Consider the following 16,790-nt stretch of genomic DNA (forward strand, 5'->3'; position numbering starts at 1 on the left):
AAAAGGAAAAGCTCCGTTTCATTAATGAAACGGGGCTTTTTTATATAAGCAAATAACAGAAAAACAATATAGTTAGTCGTTAAAGTAGAAGCCATTAGGACCTATACCAACTTCAATGTTTTCAAGTAACTCCCCACTAATAGTATAAATTTCAACAAAACTATTTGAAGAAAAATCACCTCCATCTGCAATGTAAATTTTATCCTCGTCTACCTCAAATCCATACATAACTCCCCACTGTGAATCACTGTTATACGAAAACAACGCATCCTCAGGTGCAGTTTCAGCATTTACACTCATACTATAAACTGATTTACCTACAGTGTAGTAAACCATTTCATCTTCTAATTCAAGGTTAACTGCACTTCCCGATTCAGTATTTATTTCAACCTCATCTATTATAGCACCAGTGGCTAAATCAATTTTTTCCAGTTTAGCACTACTCAAAGCATAAATAATCCCATCTTCAATTTCAAAAGAATTTAAAGCATTTTCTGTTACAATAGTATTTATAATTTCACCTGAAGCAGAGTCTATTACCGCTATATCACTACCGCTACCAAAGGCAGCTTTTTGAACGTAAATTAATCCATCTTCTTCGTGAATATATTCTATAACAGTATTTGTTTTAATAGTTTTTTCAACTTCCAAAGATTCCAGGTCAATTATAGCTACAAAATCATCAAATTCAGTGGCTCCAGGAGCTTCGTAAGTTCCTTGATTAGTTACAAATATTTTCCCGTTTTCTATTACTCCGTATCTTGGTGAGATCAGTCCGGATTCTATTCTATCAACATATTCAAAAGTATAGCGATTTACAATGGTGATCATATTCGATCCATTTGATACTATATATGCTAAATCATCTTCAAAAAAAATAGATTGCGCATACTGTCCCAGATCATCTTCTGTGGCTTCTTTTTTATAGATTTCATTTGTTACATTTTGGAATGTATTATCTATAAAGGTAACACTACCGCCACTACCGCTATTTCCCTCATTCAGTACAAAAAAACCATTGGTATAATCTCCTTCCGCTTGTGGCCCATCGGGATCAACAATATCATCGTCACTACTACAGGAATTTAATAAAAGCCCTCCTATTAAGGCCATAGACAATAGTTTGCTAATTCTCTTCATTGTTTAAAAATTAAGGTTTAGGTATATATTAAAATTTCTACCGGGCATCCACCGGTTTTCTACACTTTGGTATGCTTCATCAAAAATATTGAGTACTCTTGCCCCAATTTTATAGCTATGCTTTTTTCCAAAATCATAGCCTATTCCCAGGTTTGAAACCGTATAGGCATCCATATTATAACGAGCATTATTATCTGACCTGGTAAACGCCTCGCCGGTATATAGAAGCTGATAATCCAGACTTAACTTTTTAAAAGTATAGGTAAAGGCAGCCGTAGCTTTATGAAAGGGTACATAAATAAGCTGGTACCCGGTATTCATATCTTCTGAAACGGTATAAGCATAAGTTGCAGAAGCACCTATACTATGATTTTTTAAAATATTTTTTTGCCAATTAGTGAGTACCTCAAAGCCATAGGTTTCTACTTTCTCTTCATTTATTGGACGCCAGGCCCCTGTTTCTGAGGGTAGCCAACGAATCATATCATCAATTTGGTTGTAATAACCGGTAAGGCTAAAATTTAAATTTTTATAGTTAAAATGCTTTCCAAGTTCTACCTGGTTGGAGGTTTCAGGATTAAGATTGGGATTTCCGGCGCCCGTCCAATACAGGTCGTTATACGTTGGAATTCTAAAATTTCTGGAAGCGTTTATTTTAAAACTATATAAATTGGTTACATCGTAATTAAGACCCGCCGAAAACAATAACGGACTCTCATAATTATTGGTAACTTCTTTTCTTAAACCCAATTCGTACTGAAGTTTCTTAAACGGCCGGTGTTTCATTAAAAATGCCGAAGAAAAAATATTCCTGGTATTTTCAGTAATTCCCGATCCCGTTCCATCGGTATAGGTATTGGTTAATAAAGCATTAAATTGCAATGTATTTGAAGGTGTGTATTTTATATCATACTTTCCTATGGTAGTCTTTGCTGCTCCAAACGTATAATTATTGGAAGCAATATTTGGATAATATCTATAGTTTTCATCCAAATAGGCCAACCTGGCTACCGAGATAAAATTGCCAAACTCACTAACCCATTCCAATAAATTCCGTGAATTTACATTACTGTATTTGGTTTTAGTTTCTGAAGGCCTTATCAATGAAAAATGACGTTCTCCTTCAAAAACTTCACTGTAAAACTTTAAGGTATTTCTTTTAGTAAACCTATATGCCAAACCAATATTTAGGTTATTGTTATAAAAGCTCCCATTTACGTTCTTCTTTCCTTTCAGCGGCCATTCATAATCATTATCTGAAGAGTTTCTGGCAAGAGCGGCACTTAAGCTCCATTTTTTGGTTGAAGTTTTAATTTTATATCGAGCATCTAAGGTGTTAAAACTCCCGTATTGTAAAAATAAATCCTGTTTTGTTTTTCCACTAAAATCAAGTTGGGTATTTAAGTGAATACTTCCGCCAATAGCCCCAGAGCCATACACAACACTTCCACCCCCACCACGAACACTTATATTATCAAATCCGCCCGCGTTTATGGTATTAAAGTCGGTTTGACCGTTAAATTGAGAATTAATATTAATTCCATTCCATAAAACCGCGGTTTGAGACGCAGTTGTTCCACGAAAAGATGGCGAAGAAACCATTCCCAGGCCATTTTCTTTAAAATAGATATTGGTATTAAAATTTAAAGCTGAAGTAAGTAGTGCTCCGTTTTTCTTTAAAACCGAATCGTTTAAAACGCTTACATGCTGTCCGGTAGAGAAATCTCTTAGTTTAATATCGGTTAAAAACACCTCGTCCAAAACGTTTATAGTATCGTTTTGAGCCCATAATGGCAAGCCACAAAGCAAGCCAAGAAATAAAATATAAAATTGTCTATTTTTCATCTGCCCCCTGACTTTTATCCCGAAAGTCTAAGAATTAATTAGTACTATTTTGGCAGGTCTCCTGGCTCGCGTCTTGTTGTTTACCTTCCCATCCTTAACTAAGAACAGTGGTTTTTGAAGTGATAACAACAAGCATTCTGATTTAAAAATCAGAACTTAGCTTACAGTTGCGGGAACAGCTCAGGCTTAACAAAAGTTAGAAGGAAGAAGTTTGAAACACGAATAAAATATTCTTTCCTGGTATTTTGTACTTCTAACTTCGTACTTTTTTCCTGATTCCCTTTTAATCGGCGTGATAAAACACATCCGAACCAAAAATTTCAGTGCGAAATTAAACATTTATACGAGTTGTAACTATTAAATTCTAAATAATATTACTTTTGACAATTCCTCTTCCAAAAATATCTGAAACACTATGTTCAAGACAAACAAGGTTTCATTCTGGAAAATGAGAAAAAGCAAGTTTCAGTCAATTAGATTTAAGCGTATTAAAATGAAAAATAAGTTTACCTGGATTCTTAATTTTGTTATTCTATTTCTATTCCTAACTGCATGTAAGAATAACCAGAACGAACAAAAAACAACTTCTAAAAAGCTTGAAACAGCGCTTGAATTAAGTTACGCTAAGAGTTTTAGTATCAAAACATTTAATGATTTCTACCTAATAGAACTAAAATCTCCCTGGCCTAATGCCAAAGAGCCCTTCACTTATCTTCTTTTTAAGGAAAATGCTCAAATCCCAAAAGATTTAGAGTATGATCAAAAAGTGCAAATTCCGGTAAAAAAAATGGTTGTTACTTCTACCACTCATATTCCGGCACTCGAAGCTTTAAATGAAGAAAACAGCCTTATTGGTTTCCCGGGCTTAGATTATATCTCTTCTGAAAAAACCAGAAAACTGATTAATTCCGGCAAAATTAAAGAGTTGGGGAAAAACGAAAATATCAATACCGAAATACTTATAGACCTGGAACCCGAAGTAGTTATTGGTTTTGCTATAGATGCGAATAACAAAACCCTGGAAACAATTCAAAAAATGGGAATTCCGGTGATGTACAACGGCGATTGGACAGAAAAAACTCCACTTGGAAAAGCAGAATGGATCAAGTTTTTTGGTGCTTTTTACGATAAGTTAGCTGAAGCCGAAGAAGAGTTTGAATCTATTGAAAAAGCTTATAAAGAAGCTAAAGATTTAGCAAAGTCGGCTAGAAATACCCCAAAAGTCTTAAGTGGTGCTATGTATAAAGACCAATGGTATTTACCTTACGGAAACTCATGGCATGCACAGTTTATTAAAGACGCCAATGCTAATTACGTATATTCTGACACCCGTGGAAACGGCAGCATGGCATTATCTTTTGAAAGTGTGCTGGAAAAAGCCCAGGACGCCGATTTTTGGATAAGTGCCGGACAGTTTACTTCTTACTCGCAACTTTTAGAAGAATCGGAACATTACAGGCAATTTGAAGTGTTTCAGAAAAAAAATGTTTACAGCGTAAGCCTTACTAAAGGTGAAACCGGCGGAGTAATTTATTTTGAACTTGGCCCGCAACGCCCAGATTTAGTACTAAAAGACCTGGTTGCTATATTTCACCCAGATCTACTTCCTAATTACGAAACTACTTTTTTTAAGGCTCTGGAAGAGTAATTTAGTAGCTTCAAGGCACTGGTTAAAACCTTATCTAAAAGTTTTTTTTGAATCCCCAAGCAGATATCTAAAGTGCATAAACCTGTTATACTCCATCACCTGAAAGTTTAAAATGGCCTAATATAGGCATCCATTTTTTATTATGCTTCTTCATTAATTTTATCTCCTCATTTTATTTCAGATATTTACACCCAAATAAATAACCGGTCTTGTTACATTCCCAAAAATATGTTCTTCCACTGGTACTCCTTTTTCTGGGAGTGCTATTTCTTGGATTTTTGAATATTAGCCTGGGCTCGGTAAATATTCCATTTAAAGATGTTTTTGCCTCTATTTTTAACCTGGAAGTCTCTAAAGAAACCTGGCGATATATTATTGTGGAATATAGGTTACCAAAAGCCATCACAGCCATTATAACCGGTTCTGGATTGGCCATTAGCGGGTTATTAATGCAAACGCTATTTAGAAACCCATTGGCCGGGCCATATGTTTTAGGGTTAAGTAGTGGCGCAAGTTTAGGCGTGGCCATTGTAATTATGGGAGCTTCTATTTTTGGAGGTGTGTTTGCCGGAGTACTGCTATCTAAATGGAGCCTTGTAATAGCATCCAGCCTGGGAAGTTTATTGGTTCTTATGGCAGTAATACTGGCTTCAATAAAGCTTAGGGACACCATGGCCATCTTAATTATAGGCTTAATGTTTGCCAGTTTAACCGCTGCAGTGGTAAGTGTTCTCTCCTATTTTAGCCCTGCAGCACAACTACAGCAATATATATTCTGGTCTTTTGGAAGTTTAGGAGACCTTTCGTGGAATGAAGTTGGCATTTTAGCCATTTTTTGGCTGGTAGGTTTGGCACTTGCCATGTCTTGCATAAAAAACCTGGATACCTTACTGCTTGGGGAACAATATGCAAAAAGCCTGGGGGTAAGTATTCAAAGAAACCGATTTGTAATTATTATTGCTACCAGTTTACTTGCGGGCAGTATTACTGCTTTTGCCGGCCCTATTGCTTTTGTAGGTTTGGCTGTTCCGCATTTAATAAGGCAGGTAATTCCAATAAACAATCACCGAATTTTGGTTCCGGCTGTAATTTTAGGCGGAGCTGCGTTAATGCTTATTTGTGATATTGCAGCCCAATTACCGGGGCAGGAATATACCCTCCCCATAAATGCCATTACTTCTTTGATTGGTGCCCCGGTAGTGATTTGGCTTTTAGTTCGCAAACGAAAATTTCTATTCTAACATTGGAAAAATCCCAACAACATAGCATTCTTAAAACCACTAACCTGGATATTGGCTACAGCACAAAAACTAACAAAACCATTATTGCTAAGTCTATTGATATTGAAGTAAACCAGGGAGAACTTGTTGCCGTAATTGGTGTAAATGGAGTTGGAAAGTCTACATTTCTACGAACATTAAGCGGTGTTCAGGATGCACTAAAAGGCGAGGTTTTAGTAAAACACCAAAAAATTAAACAAATAGATTCCCTGGAACTAGCATCTTTAATAAGCCTTGTACTTACCGAGCAACCCATTTCTAAAAATCTGAGTGTTTTTGAGTTGGTGGCACTGGGTAGGCAGCCGTATACCAATTGGATTGGCCGATTAGGTAAAAATGATCTTCGCCAAATAAAGAAAGCGTTGCAGCATGTAGGCATTGAAGACCTGCAAAACAAAAAATGCTACGAATTAAGTGACGGGCAATTACAAAAGGTATTAATAGCCCGTGCTATAGCTCAAAACACCCCCCTGGTTATTCTGGATGAACCCACCACCCATTTAGACCTTTACCATAAAGCTTATGTGCTAAAACTGCTAAAAAAGCTTACCAGAAAAACAAACAAAGCTATTGTGTTTGCCTCGCATGAAATCAATCTAGCCATTCAACTATGCGATAAGATTATTTTAATGCAGCCTAACAAAGTTAGTACAGGTTCTCCCCGGGAACTGTTGGAATCTGGTGCCTTTTCCAGTGTCTTCCCTGAGGGCTTAATCGTTTTTGATAAAGCTTCCGCTTCTTTTAAAATTAAGCCTTAATTCTCCTTAAAAATATATTTTAAACCAAATGTAAAGTTATTGGAGTAAAAGTTTTTTAGTGTATAAAATTCGGCCCGGGCATCAAAATAAAGATACTTTGAAATAGGCCAGGTTATATTTCCGCGGTAGCGTTGAAATTCATCAGAAAAAGTATCGAGGAAATAACCCGCATCCAGATTAATTTTCCAAAAATTATTTTCATCTAAATATTCGTATGCCAGTCCCATTCCGCCATATAATCTTTTATCTAAGGTCCAGTAAGGATATCCGCCCGTTCTGGTTGAATTTCCCAACATTCCTGAAATTTCGGAATAAGGTTTAAATTTAGACTTATCATTAAGGACAATATCCATAGAAATACCGGTTAAAGCCTGTATATCCTGCACATCGTCGCTAAAATGATTCCCCTCCAGGTAAAGAATTGCGCGAAATTTTTTCTTAAACTGAAGTTCTTCGTAAATATTTAATTGGGTTTGGTAAATATCCAGGGAATAGGCCGGTCCTGTAATAGCAGGTTTCCTGGAAAGTTGCACCGAACTATACAGGCTGTCTATAGAAATAGAGGCCGAAGCATTTAAATGCAAATAAGCTTTCCCAACCTCATTAAACTCCAAACGGGTACCAAAACCATAATTAATCTTTTCAAGCCTTTCCCGTGATTTAAACCTATAAATCAAACCGGGCAATTGCTCATCTATATTGTTTTTTAAACTTTCCTGCACAGGTATGGCATAGGCTTTATAATAGCTAAGTCCGAATTGATGTTGATGTAACTTTTTATCCCGGATACCATACACAGCCTCGGTGCCAAAAGAAGTAGGCTCTAGCCTATCGCTAATAATATTACTCTTCAAACTTAGAAAATCACCTTCGGTAATTCTTAGGTTATGTTTTAGTTGTGCGGCCACTTCCGGGTAAAAAAGAGATGGATATCCCTTCAATAGCATTCGTTTTTCCAGGGAACTTAAATAGCGAACATCTTTGTTGAGCTGTCTTCTTAAGCGTTCTTTTTTCTCTGAATCTACCAATTGTGAAGTTAATTTCCAGGCCTTGGTTATCTGGCCCCGCCCCAAATAATATTCCGCCATAAAGGTCTGGATAAGCTCTTTTTCCTTCAAATTATTTTTCACGGAATAATTAGCGTACAAACGTTCTACTTCGTTATAATTCTTTAAGGCATACAACCACTGCATTCGCTCTACAACAGGAAAATTATCGGCACAGGCAGACCACTCCAATGCTTTTCTAAAACTTCCCTGGTTGCCATAGGTGTAGGCAATTGTAGCTGCCAGCGGCTTGAGTCCTTTATCACAAGCTTTTATCTCCAAAAGTTCCTGAGCCGCTTTTTTATTATTATCGGCAATAAGATATTCTATATAAATAGGAAAATTCTTCTCTTTAAAAAATTCGTAATCCCCAGATTGCAATCGCCAATTATTCACTGATTCTTCACCAATTTCTTTGCTGCATTTAGACCATAAAATAGCTTTTTCATATTCCCCGGCATCAGCAAAAACCCAGGAAATAGTTGAAGCAGCAGACTTAAAATCTTCCCGGCAGGGTGCAATGTCCTTAACAAGATTAAAGGCAGTTTCAGGAAATTTTTGATTTAAAAGTGATAAATAGCCGAACCTGTTTTCAGCCGAATTGGCATTATCTATTAATTTTAATAATTCATTACGGCTTAGCTGAACTTCGGTATCACTACCAAAATAAGCAATAAAATCTTTCCTGATATCTACATTTTTTGGATATAATGCTATTTGCCTTAACATCCATCGTCTTCTGGTTTCCAAATTTGGGTAATCGCTTTGGGCTGTAAATTCTACAGAAAGCGCAACATAAACCGAAGATGCATTTTTGGAATATTTTTGTTCTAGCAAAGGCCATATTTCATCCTGACGTCCCTCCCAGCCCAGATACTTAAATAAATCTATCCAGGTTTGCCGATTAAAATTATTAGCAACGCTAATTTCAGACTTTAACTCTTCGATTTTCCTTTCTACCTCCACATCACCTTGATTTTCTGAAGGTTTTGTAGATAAATAAACCTCAAACTCCTGTTGCAACGAATTTTGTAAATTACTAGGAGAATTATTTTTAAATTTAGGTAAGCTCAGTTGGTTTTTAAAAGTTTGAATATTATATAGAAAACCTTCCAAAAGAGGTGTTTTGGTATATTTACGCTTATTCTGAGTAAGATAGGACTCTATTTCATTATTATTTTCTGCAGATATATAAACAAACCAAAAATTTTCATTTTCTGCTGAATTTTTGGTCTGGGCAGACACCTGGACAGTCTTTTCCCCTTCTGAAAATTGATACGTAGTCTCTCGCCAATTTTTGGTGATTTTTGCCGCTTCTGAAACCTTTAAAAATCGAATAAGAGGAAAGGTTTCTTTTACTCCTCGTATATAATCCCTAAATCTAGGCAGCAAACCGGGAGAACCATCATCTGAAACACTCCAACCATAAGCGTTTATATTTCTCAAAATATAATCTCCGGCACTATCTAAACCTTCGTCCCCGGGAATTTGATAAATATCATCGGGATGGATAAAATGGGTCCAAATACCGGTATAAAGATACAATGACTGTTGATTAAATTCCTGAGTTGATGTCATTGCAAAACCACTGGTTATCCGTGGAAAATTAAAGAAATGGTAATTGTAAGGTTCGGGATCAAACTCCCGATATCCTCCTTCCTCAAAATCCCCCAAATAAAGGCTGGCATTATATTTAATGCTTGGTATATTTTCTTCTAAGGCCAAAAAGCCCGTACTATCTATAATATTAGATGGCGGCACATATGATTTAGGTAACTCGCCATAACCACGTGCAGCCCAACGTTTTTTAACCGCCTGCAAACTTAACCCCATATAGCTTTTGCTAGGCCATTCTGCCTGAGTAAGTGAAACGTGATTATAGCCATGTAGGTCTATTTCATGCCTGGAGTTTCTTATACTAAACATCAATTTATCGGAACCATTTTGCCCTTCTAAAATAGAACGTTCCCATTCCCCAAAATTAAATGGTGGAGTTGTTTTATTAGAATAATCAAAACAAACATAAGCCGTATAAGCGATATCTTCTTCTTTAGCCAATTTCAACATATCTTTCCACCAAACTTTTGAATAAAAGTCGGCCTGGCTTAAGTCCATCTCCGATTGTACCGGCTCCATTTTGGCATTATAAAGCGGTGCCGGAAAATCATCTAACATAATACTTGAGGCATTTGCTATTGGGTAAGGAACCCCTTCTAAACCTTCTAAAATGGCAGCAAAAAATAACCCACGCTCCTGCTTTTGCGAAAATTGTTCTGTGTTAAAGGAAATAACCGTCCCCTCTCCTATTCTATTCTTAATGATTAGTGGATAACTTTCTTCAGAAAACGCAGTTGCCAAAACCTCAACCTCTTCTTTAAAGTTATTTTCTTTTAACCCATAATGAATGGTACTGTTCCTGTAGTGCTTTCCTTTTAATCCGGGTATAAAATCTGTTTTAAATAGAAATCCCTTAGCGGAAGTGTTTATTTGTAAATCGGCGTCTGCTTTTACTCCGGCTAAAAACCCAAAATTTTTATCTACTCCGGTCGTAGGAATAAAAAGATGTCCGCCATTTGCAACAAAATTGATAAGAAAATCCATAGCCCGGGGGTTTAATTGGGCCAGATTATAAATTACTATGCTTTTTACCGAACCCGGTATGCCGGGTTCTTTATTAAAATCTTCCTGTGAAATTTCACCAAAAGGAATTTTTGCATAATTAAGGGTCTTTCGAATATGCCTACTGTTTTTTAGGCTTAAATCATTCTCTGCATCTAAAATATAAGCTACCAGGGGCGTATTGCTAATTTCATCATAAAGTACCCGAGGATTGCTCTTTATACTTTTAGAGTCTTCACCATCGGCCTCACAGCCCGCTATAAAAGATACAAGAAAGCCTAAGGATACATATATTAATAAATTGATTAGTAGTTTTATTCTCATCAAAATAATAATTCATTAATGTTGCTGGAACGAGGCCTATTCTCTATCTTATATACTTTTAAAAGCCTGGTATTATAATAGACACTTACTGCCCTACCTTTGGCTTTTAGTAATTCTATTCTCTCTTTTGTTAATGATTGCTGTGCTTTAAAAGCTTCTTTTTCGTTAGTATCTTCATATACAAAAACAAACAAGGTTTCAGGCAAGATAATATCCGGATTATTCAAAAGATAGGTTGCATTATTTCTATACGTGTTGAACTTTCTATCACGTTGAATATAATTTTCATTAAAATAATCGTAGTTATAATAATAATGGTCGTTATTACTAAAGCTATAATAGGGCAAAGAATTTACAATAGCATAAGAATAGGGCAAATTTTCTGATTGTATCTTTGCATAAGCTTCAAATACATTGTTTTCTGTTTTATTAGACTCAAAATTGAAAGTAGCTTCCTGCGGAAATGTGTATATAGCAAAACCTAAAATTATTGCGGCACCACTAACAACTTCAATAATGGTGCTCAATGGACTTTGCTTTTTAAAAATAGCAATTAGATTTACTACAATGTTTAGTATTATTCCGAAGAAAATTGGAATAAACACACATAGCACCTGACTTAAAAGATCCAGATCTAATAAAACCTCGTCTATATGGTAAAGACCGAATAGTATATTAAGGAAAATTAGGAAAATAAGACTCGCAAGCCATTTATGTGGTTTCTTGAGGTATTTAAAGATGGTGATAACTAAAAAAACAACTGCTGCAACCTGGTAATAATAAATAAGTTCTTTAAATGGAAGAACTAAACTGGAATTGTATGTATAAGCATCAAAAGAAAAAAGGTTGGAAACAATAAAAGCCCCCATATCTTCTTGCTTTATAAGAGCTGCCACTCCATAAATAACAGCAATTAGACTAACCGAAGCAAGATATGCGAAAATAACTTGAGACACCTGCTTTAAGTTGTCCCTAAATTTAAAGAAGAACAAAATAAATAGGAAAAGAGGAATTATTAGCAAGCCTACAAACAAGTCTAAAATTAAAATAGTTGTAAAAAGAACCACAAACCATCCAAATATGAGCTTTCTATTAAAACGAAAACTTTGTGGATAAATACCAAAAAACATGGTAGGCACTGCAATAATTAGGGCCGTAAAAACAGACTTGTGTTCCGCTACTAAATCTAAATTCATTGGCAGAAAGGAATATAGTAAGGCAAAACTTAAGCCTGCCAATATACCCGGGGCGTGTTTTCGGGAAATCTTATAAACTACCCAATATATAACCAGGGAGAGCAAGGCAGATTCCAGAAGTCCGAAAGATTGCAAAGCCTCAGCATTCGTGATACTGGTTATTTTTGCGTAAAGATTTATAATTAAGTAATCTCCCATCATTTCACCCGGATGGAAAAACCACGTCTCAAAAGAAAGGTCGTTTATTAGGTTTAACTTTTTAAACCAGTGGTACGAAAGCGTGAATACATCTTCACTAAATAACGAGCTTCTGGAAACATAGGTTATTATAGGCAATAAAAAGCCAATTGCCAATTGCCAGTTTTTATGGTATTCAGATAATCCTTCCCCTCTATTCTTATACGTGGGTTTTATAATGTTATCTCTATCCAAAAAACTCTTTCGTCTTTCAAGCTTGATTACGGCATACAGAATAGTACGGGTATATATTCTTTGTAGCTGATCCCTAATTGGTTTTCTATAATTAAGGTTCATAAAGGTTAAGCTAATAACGGCAATAACAATACAAATTATAACAAATAGATCAAATGTATTAGTAAGCACTAATATAAAACCTCCTAAAAGCACGGAAGCAAGAATTAAGGTGATGGTAGGAATTAAGAAGTTTAATGCTGTTTGCGCAGAGACACGGGCAGAAATTATTCTATGTATTAAAAGAATTAATACAAAGAACAAAATAATTCTTAATGGTCCGGCAAGTAGGTAGGGCTCTAAAAACATAATTCACTTCAGTTTTTATCAGGAATACTTTGTAAATCTATTTTCCCAATAAAATAGGGCCAGTTGTTTTCTTCCAATCTTTGGTCTATGGCCTTTTTTAATTTCTTAGTTTCGGCATATTCTATTAAAATTACGGGGACTTTATAATTCCTATAAGCTTCTTCAAGTTCGTGTAAAAGTCGTAAATAGGTTTCTTCTTCCCTTAATTGATATTTATTTTTACCGAAATCATAATCGGTTACCACACTCTCTTTGGCTACCGAATTGATATACGGATGAGTATCTTCAATTATTGATACACCTGCATTCTGCATTAAATAAATCTCAGGGAAAAGAATCTTTACAGTTTTTAGAAAGTCTAAAAGAGCAGGTTTCTTTTCTGGAGTTGGACCAAATTTGGTATAGTTGTCTATGTTGTCCAAAAACATTCCGTCCAATCCCTTTTTCATATTAAATTTAATAATATCCATAAGAGATTTACTGGTCTCCTTATTTTCTATATCTAAAATATGACTATTCCATATATTGTTTTTTCCCAGGGAAAAATCTTTTATTTCAGGATAATGGGCCGCCGATTCATTGACCTCCCCTAAACTTATATATCCTAATACTGTATTATTTTGCTGCTTTAGTACCTGAATATCCTTACTATCGAAATGAGCACTTTCCAATACCACTATTTCATATCCCGAGACATCTTTGGGGTAAAAATCGCCATAAGTAAAAAGTATTTGCTTTTCTTTAGTAAGTTGCTGGGCTAAAGCCTGGGCAGTTTGGAATAAAATTGCGCCTGTAATCATGAAAATTTTAATAAGATGCATAATAGTAATAATCCAGGTTTTTAAAGAAACTGTATGTTTCCTTTGTAGTAAGTAGCATAAACACAAAGGATCCTACCAACATACCTACCACACTATATTCGTAAGAGACCCATCGACTTAGTAAAATTCCTATAGTAATATTTACCAAAAAGGCAATCACTATATGTAGCAAAGGCCTTCTATGTTGACCCAGTGTATAGAGATATAAAACATTAAGCATACCAAGGCTTAAAAACAAGTATCCCACACTTCCCAAAATACAAACCCTAAGGCTCAATTCACTAAGATTCTCATCAAAACCCGAAGTATATCCCCAGGGCTGGGTAATTAGCAAGTATAGGAAAATTGCAATCCCCAGTGCACTAATTGCAAATAATCGTAAATGTTTAAAATACATTTTTTTCATCTTATCATTAAAGGTTTGAAAACTGGAGTACTTTGTTTCCAATTGATGAAAATCCATATGCCTTATATAAGAATGAATGGCGTATTCCATCACTCCTCCTAAAAGAAAGAAAATTAAAATTGCAAGATCCATCCCTATTTCATAATCCTTTTCGTAATAAATAATGTAAGGTATATCTCTATCTAAGGTAGAGGACCATGCTACAAGCCTATCCAGAAATACAAATGCAAACAAAAAGGTACCATAAAGGAAATAATTAAAATTTCTGTATAAAGAGAGCATAACCTTAGGCTTCTTCTTTTCGGCTTTATTTTGTTTTAACTTAAACTGTAAAAAGAAGTAAATATATCCCACCGAGATTAGAGAAGCGGTAAGAATACCTATCCAATGCACAAAATAGGGATGAATTGTGGTATACCAATGTAATGCCTGTGCCAATGCAGTACCTACAGAAACGCTTAAAGACAACACCCACCTTTGTTTTAAAGCATACAAAGGCGCCAACACCAAGAGTAAAAAGCCAATAAATAAAGCATATAAAAACGTGATTATTACAAAAAGAAAACTATAAAGTGGAACAACCATATTTACCAACAGCGAAAAAATAAAAAAACCTATTATAGTAAATGTTCCGTTTATAATAATTTTCCTGGTAGAATAACTAGCCATATGGTAATCTTTATTATACCAATAGTAGGAAACCTGTTTACCTATAACCTGAACAAAACCAGCACTTAAAATAAAGCCAAAAATCACTCCCAATACTACTGCCGTAGATTGCAGGTTGTTGAATTTTGAATATGTCCAGAGCGAAAAACCAAATATTATAATAGAAACCACCTGTAGGAAAACAGGAAATAAGTGGATTAATCCAGAACTATAATCTGCAATAAATCGTTTGGTGTTTTTTGTCGTGATATATTCGGTAAGCGCTAATCGTTTAAATGTCTTTGCCTCTGCTATACGCTGATTATTGTTTTTAAGGTTTGCCAGGGTAATCGCATCATAGGCCTTATAAATATATTTGGAAAGTTGAAAAATATCATCAAAGCCATAGTCCTTTTTCACATCTACGTCCCTAATCCCAAAAGATTCTATGGTAGCAGCCACTACATAAACATTTACAGGTTTACCGTTGCGCTCTTTAACAGAGACTACAAGCTTGGCAATAGCTTTAATTTGATCCTTGTTCATCCTCAGTTAAAATCTTTAATCTTAGTCAGTTTAGCTTTTGAACCATCAGCCTTCATCATATCCTTATACACATCTTCATACTCCCTTATAAACTTATTTAGGGTAAAGTTGTTTAAGACTTTTTCCCTTGCACTTTTCCCCATGTTTTTTCTTAGGTCCTCATCTAAAAGCAACTTCGCTACGTAGCTTCCAATTTCTTCGGCATCTTTTGGTTTACAGGTAAATCCGCAACTTTCATCAAGCGCTTCTTTCACACCGCCTACATCGGTAGATACCACCGGGATTCCACAGCTCATAGATTCTATAACAGTATACGGAAAGCCTTCAGAAATAGATGTTAAAATAGAGATATCACCTTCCAGAAATATTTCCTGAGGATTATTTCGAGGCCCCATAAACTTAAAATTATCCTGTAAACCTAATTCTTCGATAAGCTGAAGACATTCCCTGGTGTAATCCGGAACCGCTGTATCATCTCCATAAACCATATATTGCACATTAGGAATGGTGTTTTTTACCACTGCGCAAGATCTAATCATTGTTAAAATATCTTTTAACTCAAAAACCCTTGCTAAGGCAACTACGGTTGGAACATTTTTTAAATGAGACGGTTTAGGCCCGGGTTTAAAAACCTCGGGATCTATTCCATTATAAACTACTTTAAATTTTTTAGGATCTGCACCATACCATTTTTCCCATTTTTGATTAAAGGTAGTTACCGAAATAATCACATCAGATTTATAATAGGCTAAACGGGCAATAGCCTCGGAGAAACGAATTAGTAAGCTCTTTAAAAAATAAGGATATTCAGATTTATTAATAGCCAGTAACCTTTCCCTTATAAAAACCCCATGCTCTGTTAGCATGATCTTTGTCCCATATTTATAATTGGCAATAAGTGCGGGAATAAGAGGGAAACCACTTAGCGTAAGATGCGCAATATCCACCCTGGGAATATTTACAATGGCAAGCGGAATTAGAAATCTATAAATCCAGCGTAAACCAACAGTTATATCTATCAAAGAAGCATCAGGGTTGCGTTCACCAATAATAAACCTGGCTAGAATATCACGGTAGGTAAGCCAAACATGCTTATTCCTCATGGTTTCTTTAAAATCGTAGTCTTCAAAGTAAAACCATAATTGATGAAAAATGATATCCAGATCTTCTATTTGTTGGTCTTCACTATATATAAACTCAAGTAAACTTTTAAAGAGCGGAATAAATTTTTGTTCAACCACCGCATCTGTGGTCCATTCTTTTTTAGCTACTGTTTTATAATATTCTTCTCCATAACTTATATAATCGTAAGGCTCGTCTGGTGTCCAAAGAGGTACCTGTATAACTTCACTTATGTTGCTACTTAGTTTATACTTTGTTTCCTTTTCAAACGAAGCATTTATGGAATACAACTTAAAATCTATATTACCAACCTTGTTACATAAGTGATGTGCCCAGGTTGAAACACCACCACCATTAAAAGGGTAGGTACCTTCTAAAATAAGTAATACGGAGGGCTTCGGCATTAAATTATCTTTTAATTCAAAAATATAGGAAAAAATGTCATTTATACACTTCCAAACCAGAAATTATAAGCGCCTTTCCAGCTATTAAACTTTTTTCAATGAAACTTCTTTAGCGTTAAAAAATATGGCTTTTTAAGCATAATAAATACAAAATTCACAATTAATCGTTTGGTAATTTCACATATCTTTGCCTTAAATTTCAATAAG

The 16,790-nt window shown here is 35.3% G+C and carries 10 protein-coding genes and 1 riboswitch; of the genes, 3 read left to right on the forward strand and 7 right to left on the reverse strand.

What is annotated here, in order from left to right; all coding sequences use genetic code 11:
- Positions 1-72 precede the first annotated feature (72 nt).
- Together GUB10_RS01340 and GUB10_RS01345 are read right to left on the reverse strand one after the other, a co-directional pair.
- The gene (locus GUB10_RS01340) at positions 73-1,140 is read right to left on the reverse strand and encodes a YncE family protein (RefSeq protein ID WP_193709642.1); all 1,068 of its coding nucleotides are present in this window, start codon (positions 1,138-1,140) and stop codon (positions 73-75) included.
- A gap of 3 nt (positions 1,141-1,143) precedes the next feature.
- Complete coding sequence (locus tag GUB10_RS01345; protein WP_193709643.1) at positions 1,144-2,985, reverse strand: TonB-dependent siderophore receptor; 1,842 nt, start codon at positions 2,983-2,985, stop codon at positions 1,144-1,146.
- Between the two features lie 33 nt (positions 2,986-3,018).
- Positions 3,019-3,316: riboswitch (cobalamin riboswitch) on the reverse strand.
- 162 nt (positions 3,317-3,478) lie between these two features.
- Here GUB10_RS01345 and GUB10_RS01350 point away from each other — a divergent pair.
- The 3 genes from GUB10_RS01350 to GUB10_RS01360 all read left to right on the forward strand — a co-directional run bounded on the left by GUB10_RS01350 (position 3,479) and on the right by GUB10_RS01360 (position 6,671).
- The gene (locus tag GUB10_RS01350; RefSeq protein ID WP_193709644.1) at positions 3,479-4,633 is read left to right on the forward strand and encodes an ABC transporter substrate-binding protein; all 1,155 of its coding nucleotides are present in this window, start codon (positions 3,479-3,481) and stop codon (positions 4,631-4,633) included.
- A gap of 209 nt (positions 4,634-4,842) precedes the next feature.
- On the forward strand, positions 4,843-5,874 hold the full coding sequence (locus GUB10_RS01355) for an iron ABC transporter permease (protein WP_193709645.1): 1,032 nt from the start codon (positions 4,843-4,845) through the stop codon (positions 5,872-5,874).
- A 2-nt stretch (positions 5,875-5,876) separates the two neighbouring features.
- Positions 5,877-6,671 (forward strand): ABC transporter ATP-binding protein, encoded by a 795-nt coding sequence (locus GUB10_RS01360; protein WP_193709646.1) that lies wholly within the window; start codon positions 5,877-5,879, stop codon positions 6,669-6,671.
- Here GUB10_RS01360 and GUB10_RS01365 read toward each other — a convergent pair.
- The 5 genes from GUB10_RS01365 to pelF are packed head-to-tail and all read right to left on the reverse strand — an operon-like array spanning position 6,668 to position 16,583.
- Positions 6,668-10,660, reverse strand: coding sequence for a DUF2194 domain-containing protein (locus tag GUB10_RS01365; RefSeq protein ID WP_193709647.1), 3,993 nt, complete (start codon positions 10,658-10,660; stop codon positions 6,668-6,670). The two genes, GUB10_RS01360 and GUB10_RS01365, sit on opposite strands and share 4 nt — an antisense overlap.
- Entirely contained in the window at positions 10,660-12,636 is a 1,977-nt protein-coding gene (locus tag GUB10_RS01370; protein WP_193709648.1) for a hypothetical protein, read from the reverse strand. Before GUB10_RS01370 ends, GUB10_RS01365 begins: the two co-directional genes overlap by 1 nt.
- A gap of 8 nt (positions 12,637-12,644) precedes the next feature.
- Complete coding sequence (locus GUB10_RS01375; protein ID WP_193709649.1) at positions 12,645-13,436, reverse strand: endo alpha-1,4 polygalactosaminidase; 792 nt, start codon at positions 13,434-13,436, stop codon at positions 12,645-12,647.
- Between the two features lie 7 nt (positions 13,437-13,443).
- Positions 13,444-15,057 carry an exopolysaccharide Pel transporter PelG gene (pelG, locus tag GUB10_RS01380; RefSeq protein WP_193709650.1) on the reverse strand — a complete coding sequence of 538 codons (1,614 nt, stop codon included), beginning with the start codon at positions 15,055-15,057 and terminating at the stop codon, positions 13,444-13,446.
- Positions 15,058-15,059: 2 nt separating this feature from the next.
- The gene (gene pelF / locus GUB10_RS01385; protein WP_193709651.1) at positions 15,060-16,583 is read right to left on the reverse strand and encodes a GT4 family glycosyltransferase PelF; all 1,524 of its coding nucleotides are present in this window, start codon (positions 16,581-16,583) and stop codon (positions 15,060-15,062) included.
- Positions 16,584-16,790 lie beyond the last annotated feature (207 nt).

Origin of the sequence: Salegentibacter sp. BLCTC (genome assembly GCF_015143665.1) — a bacterium.
GTDB lineage: Bacteria > Bacteroidota > Bacteroidia > Flavobacteriales > Flavobacteriaceae > Salegentibacter > Salegentibacter maritimus.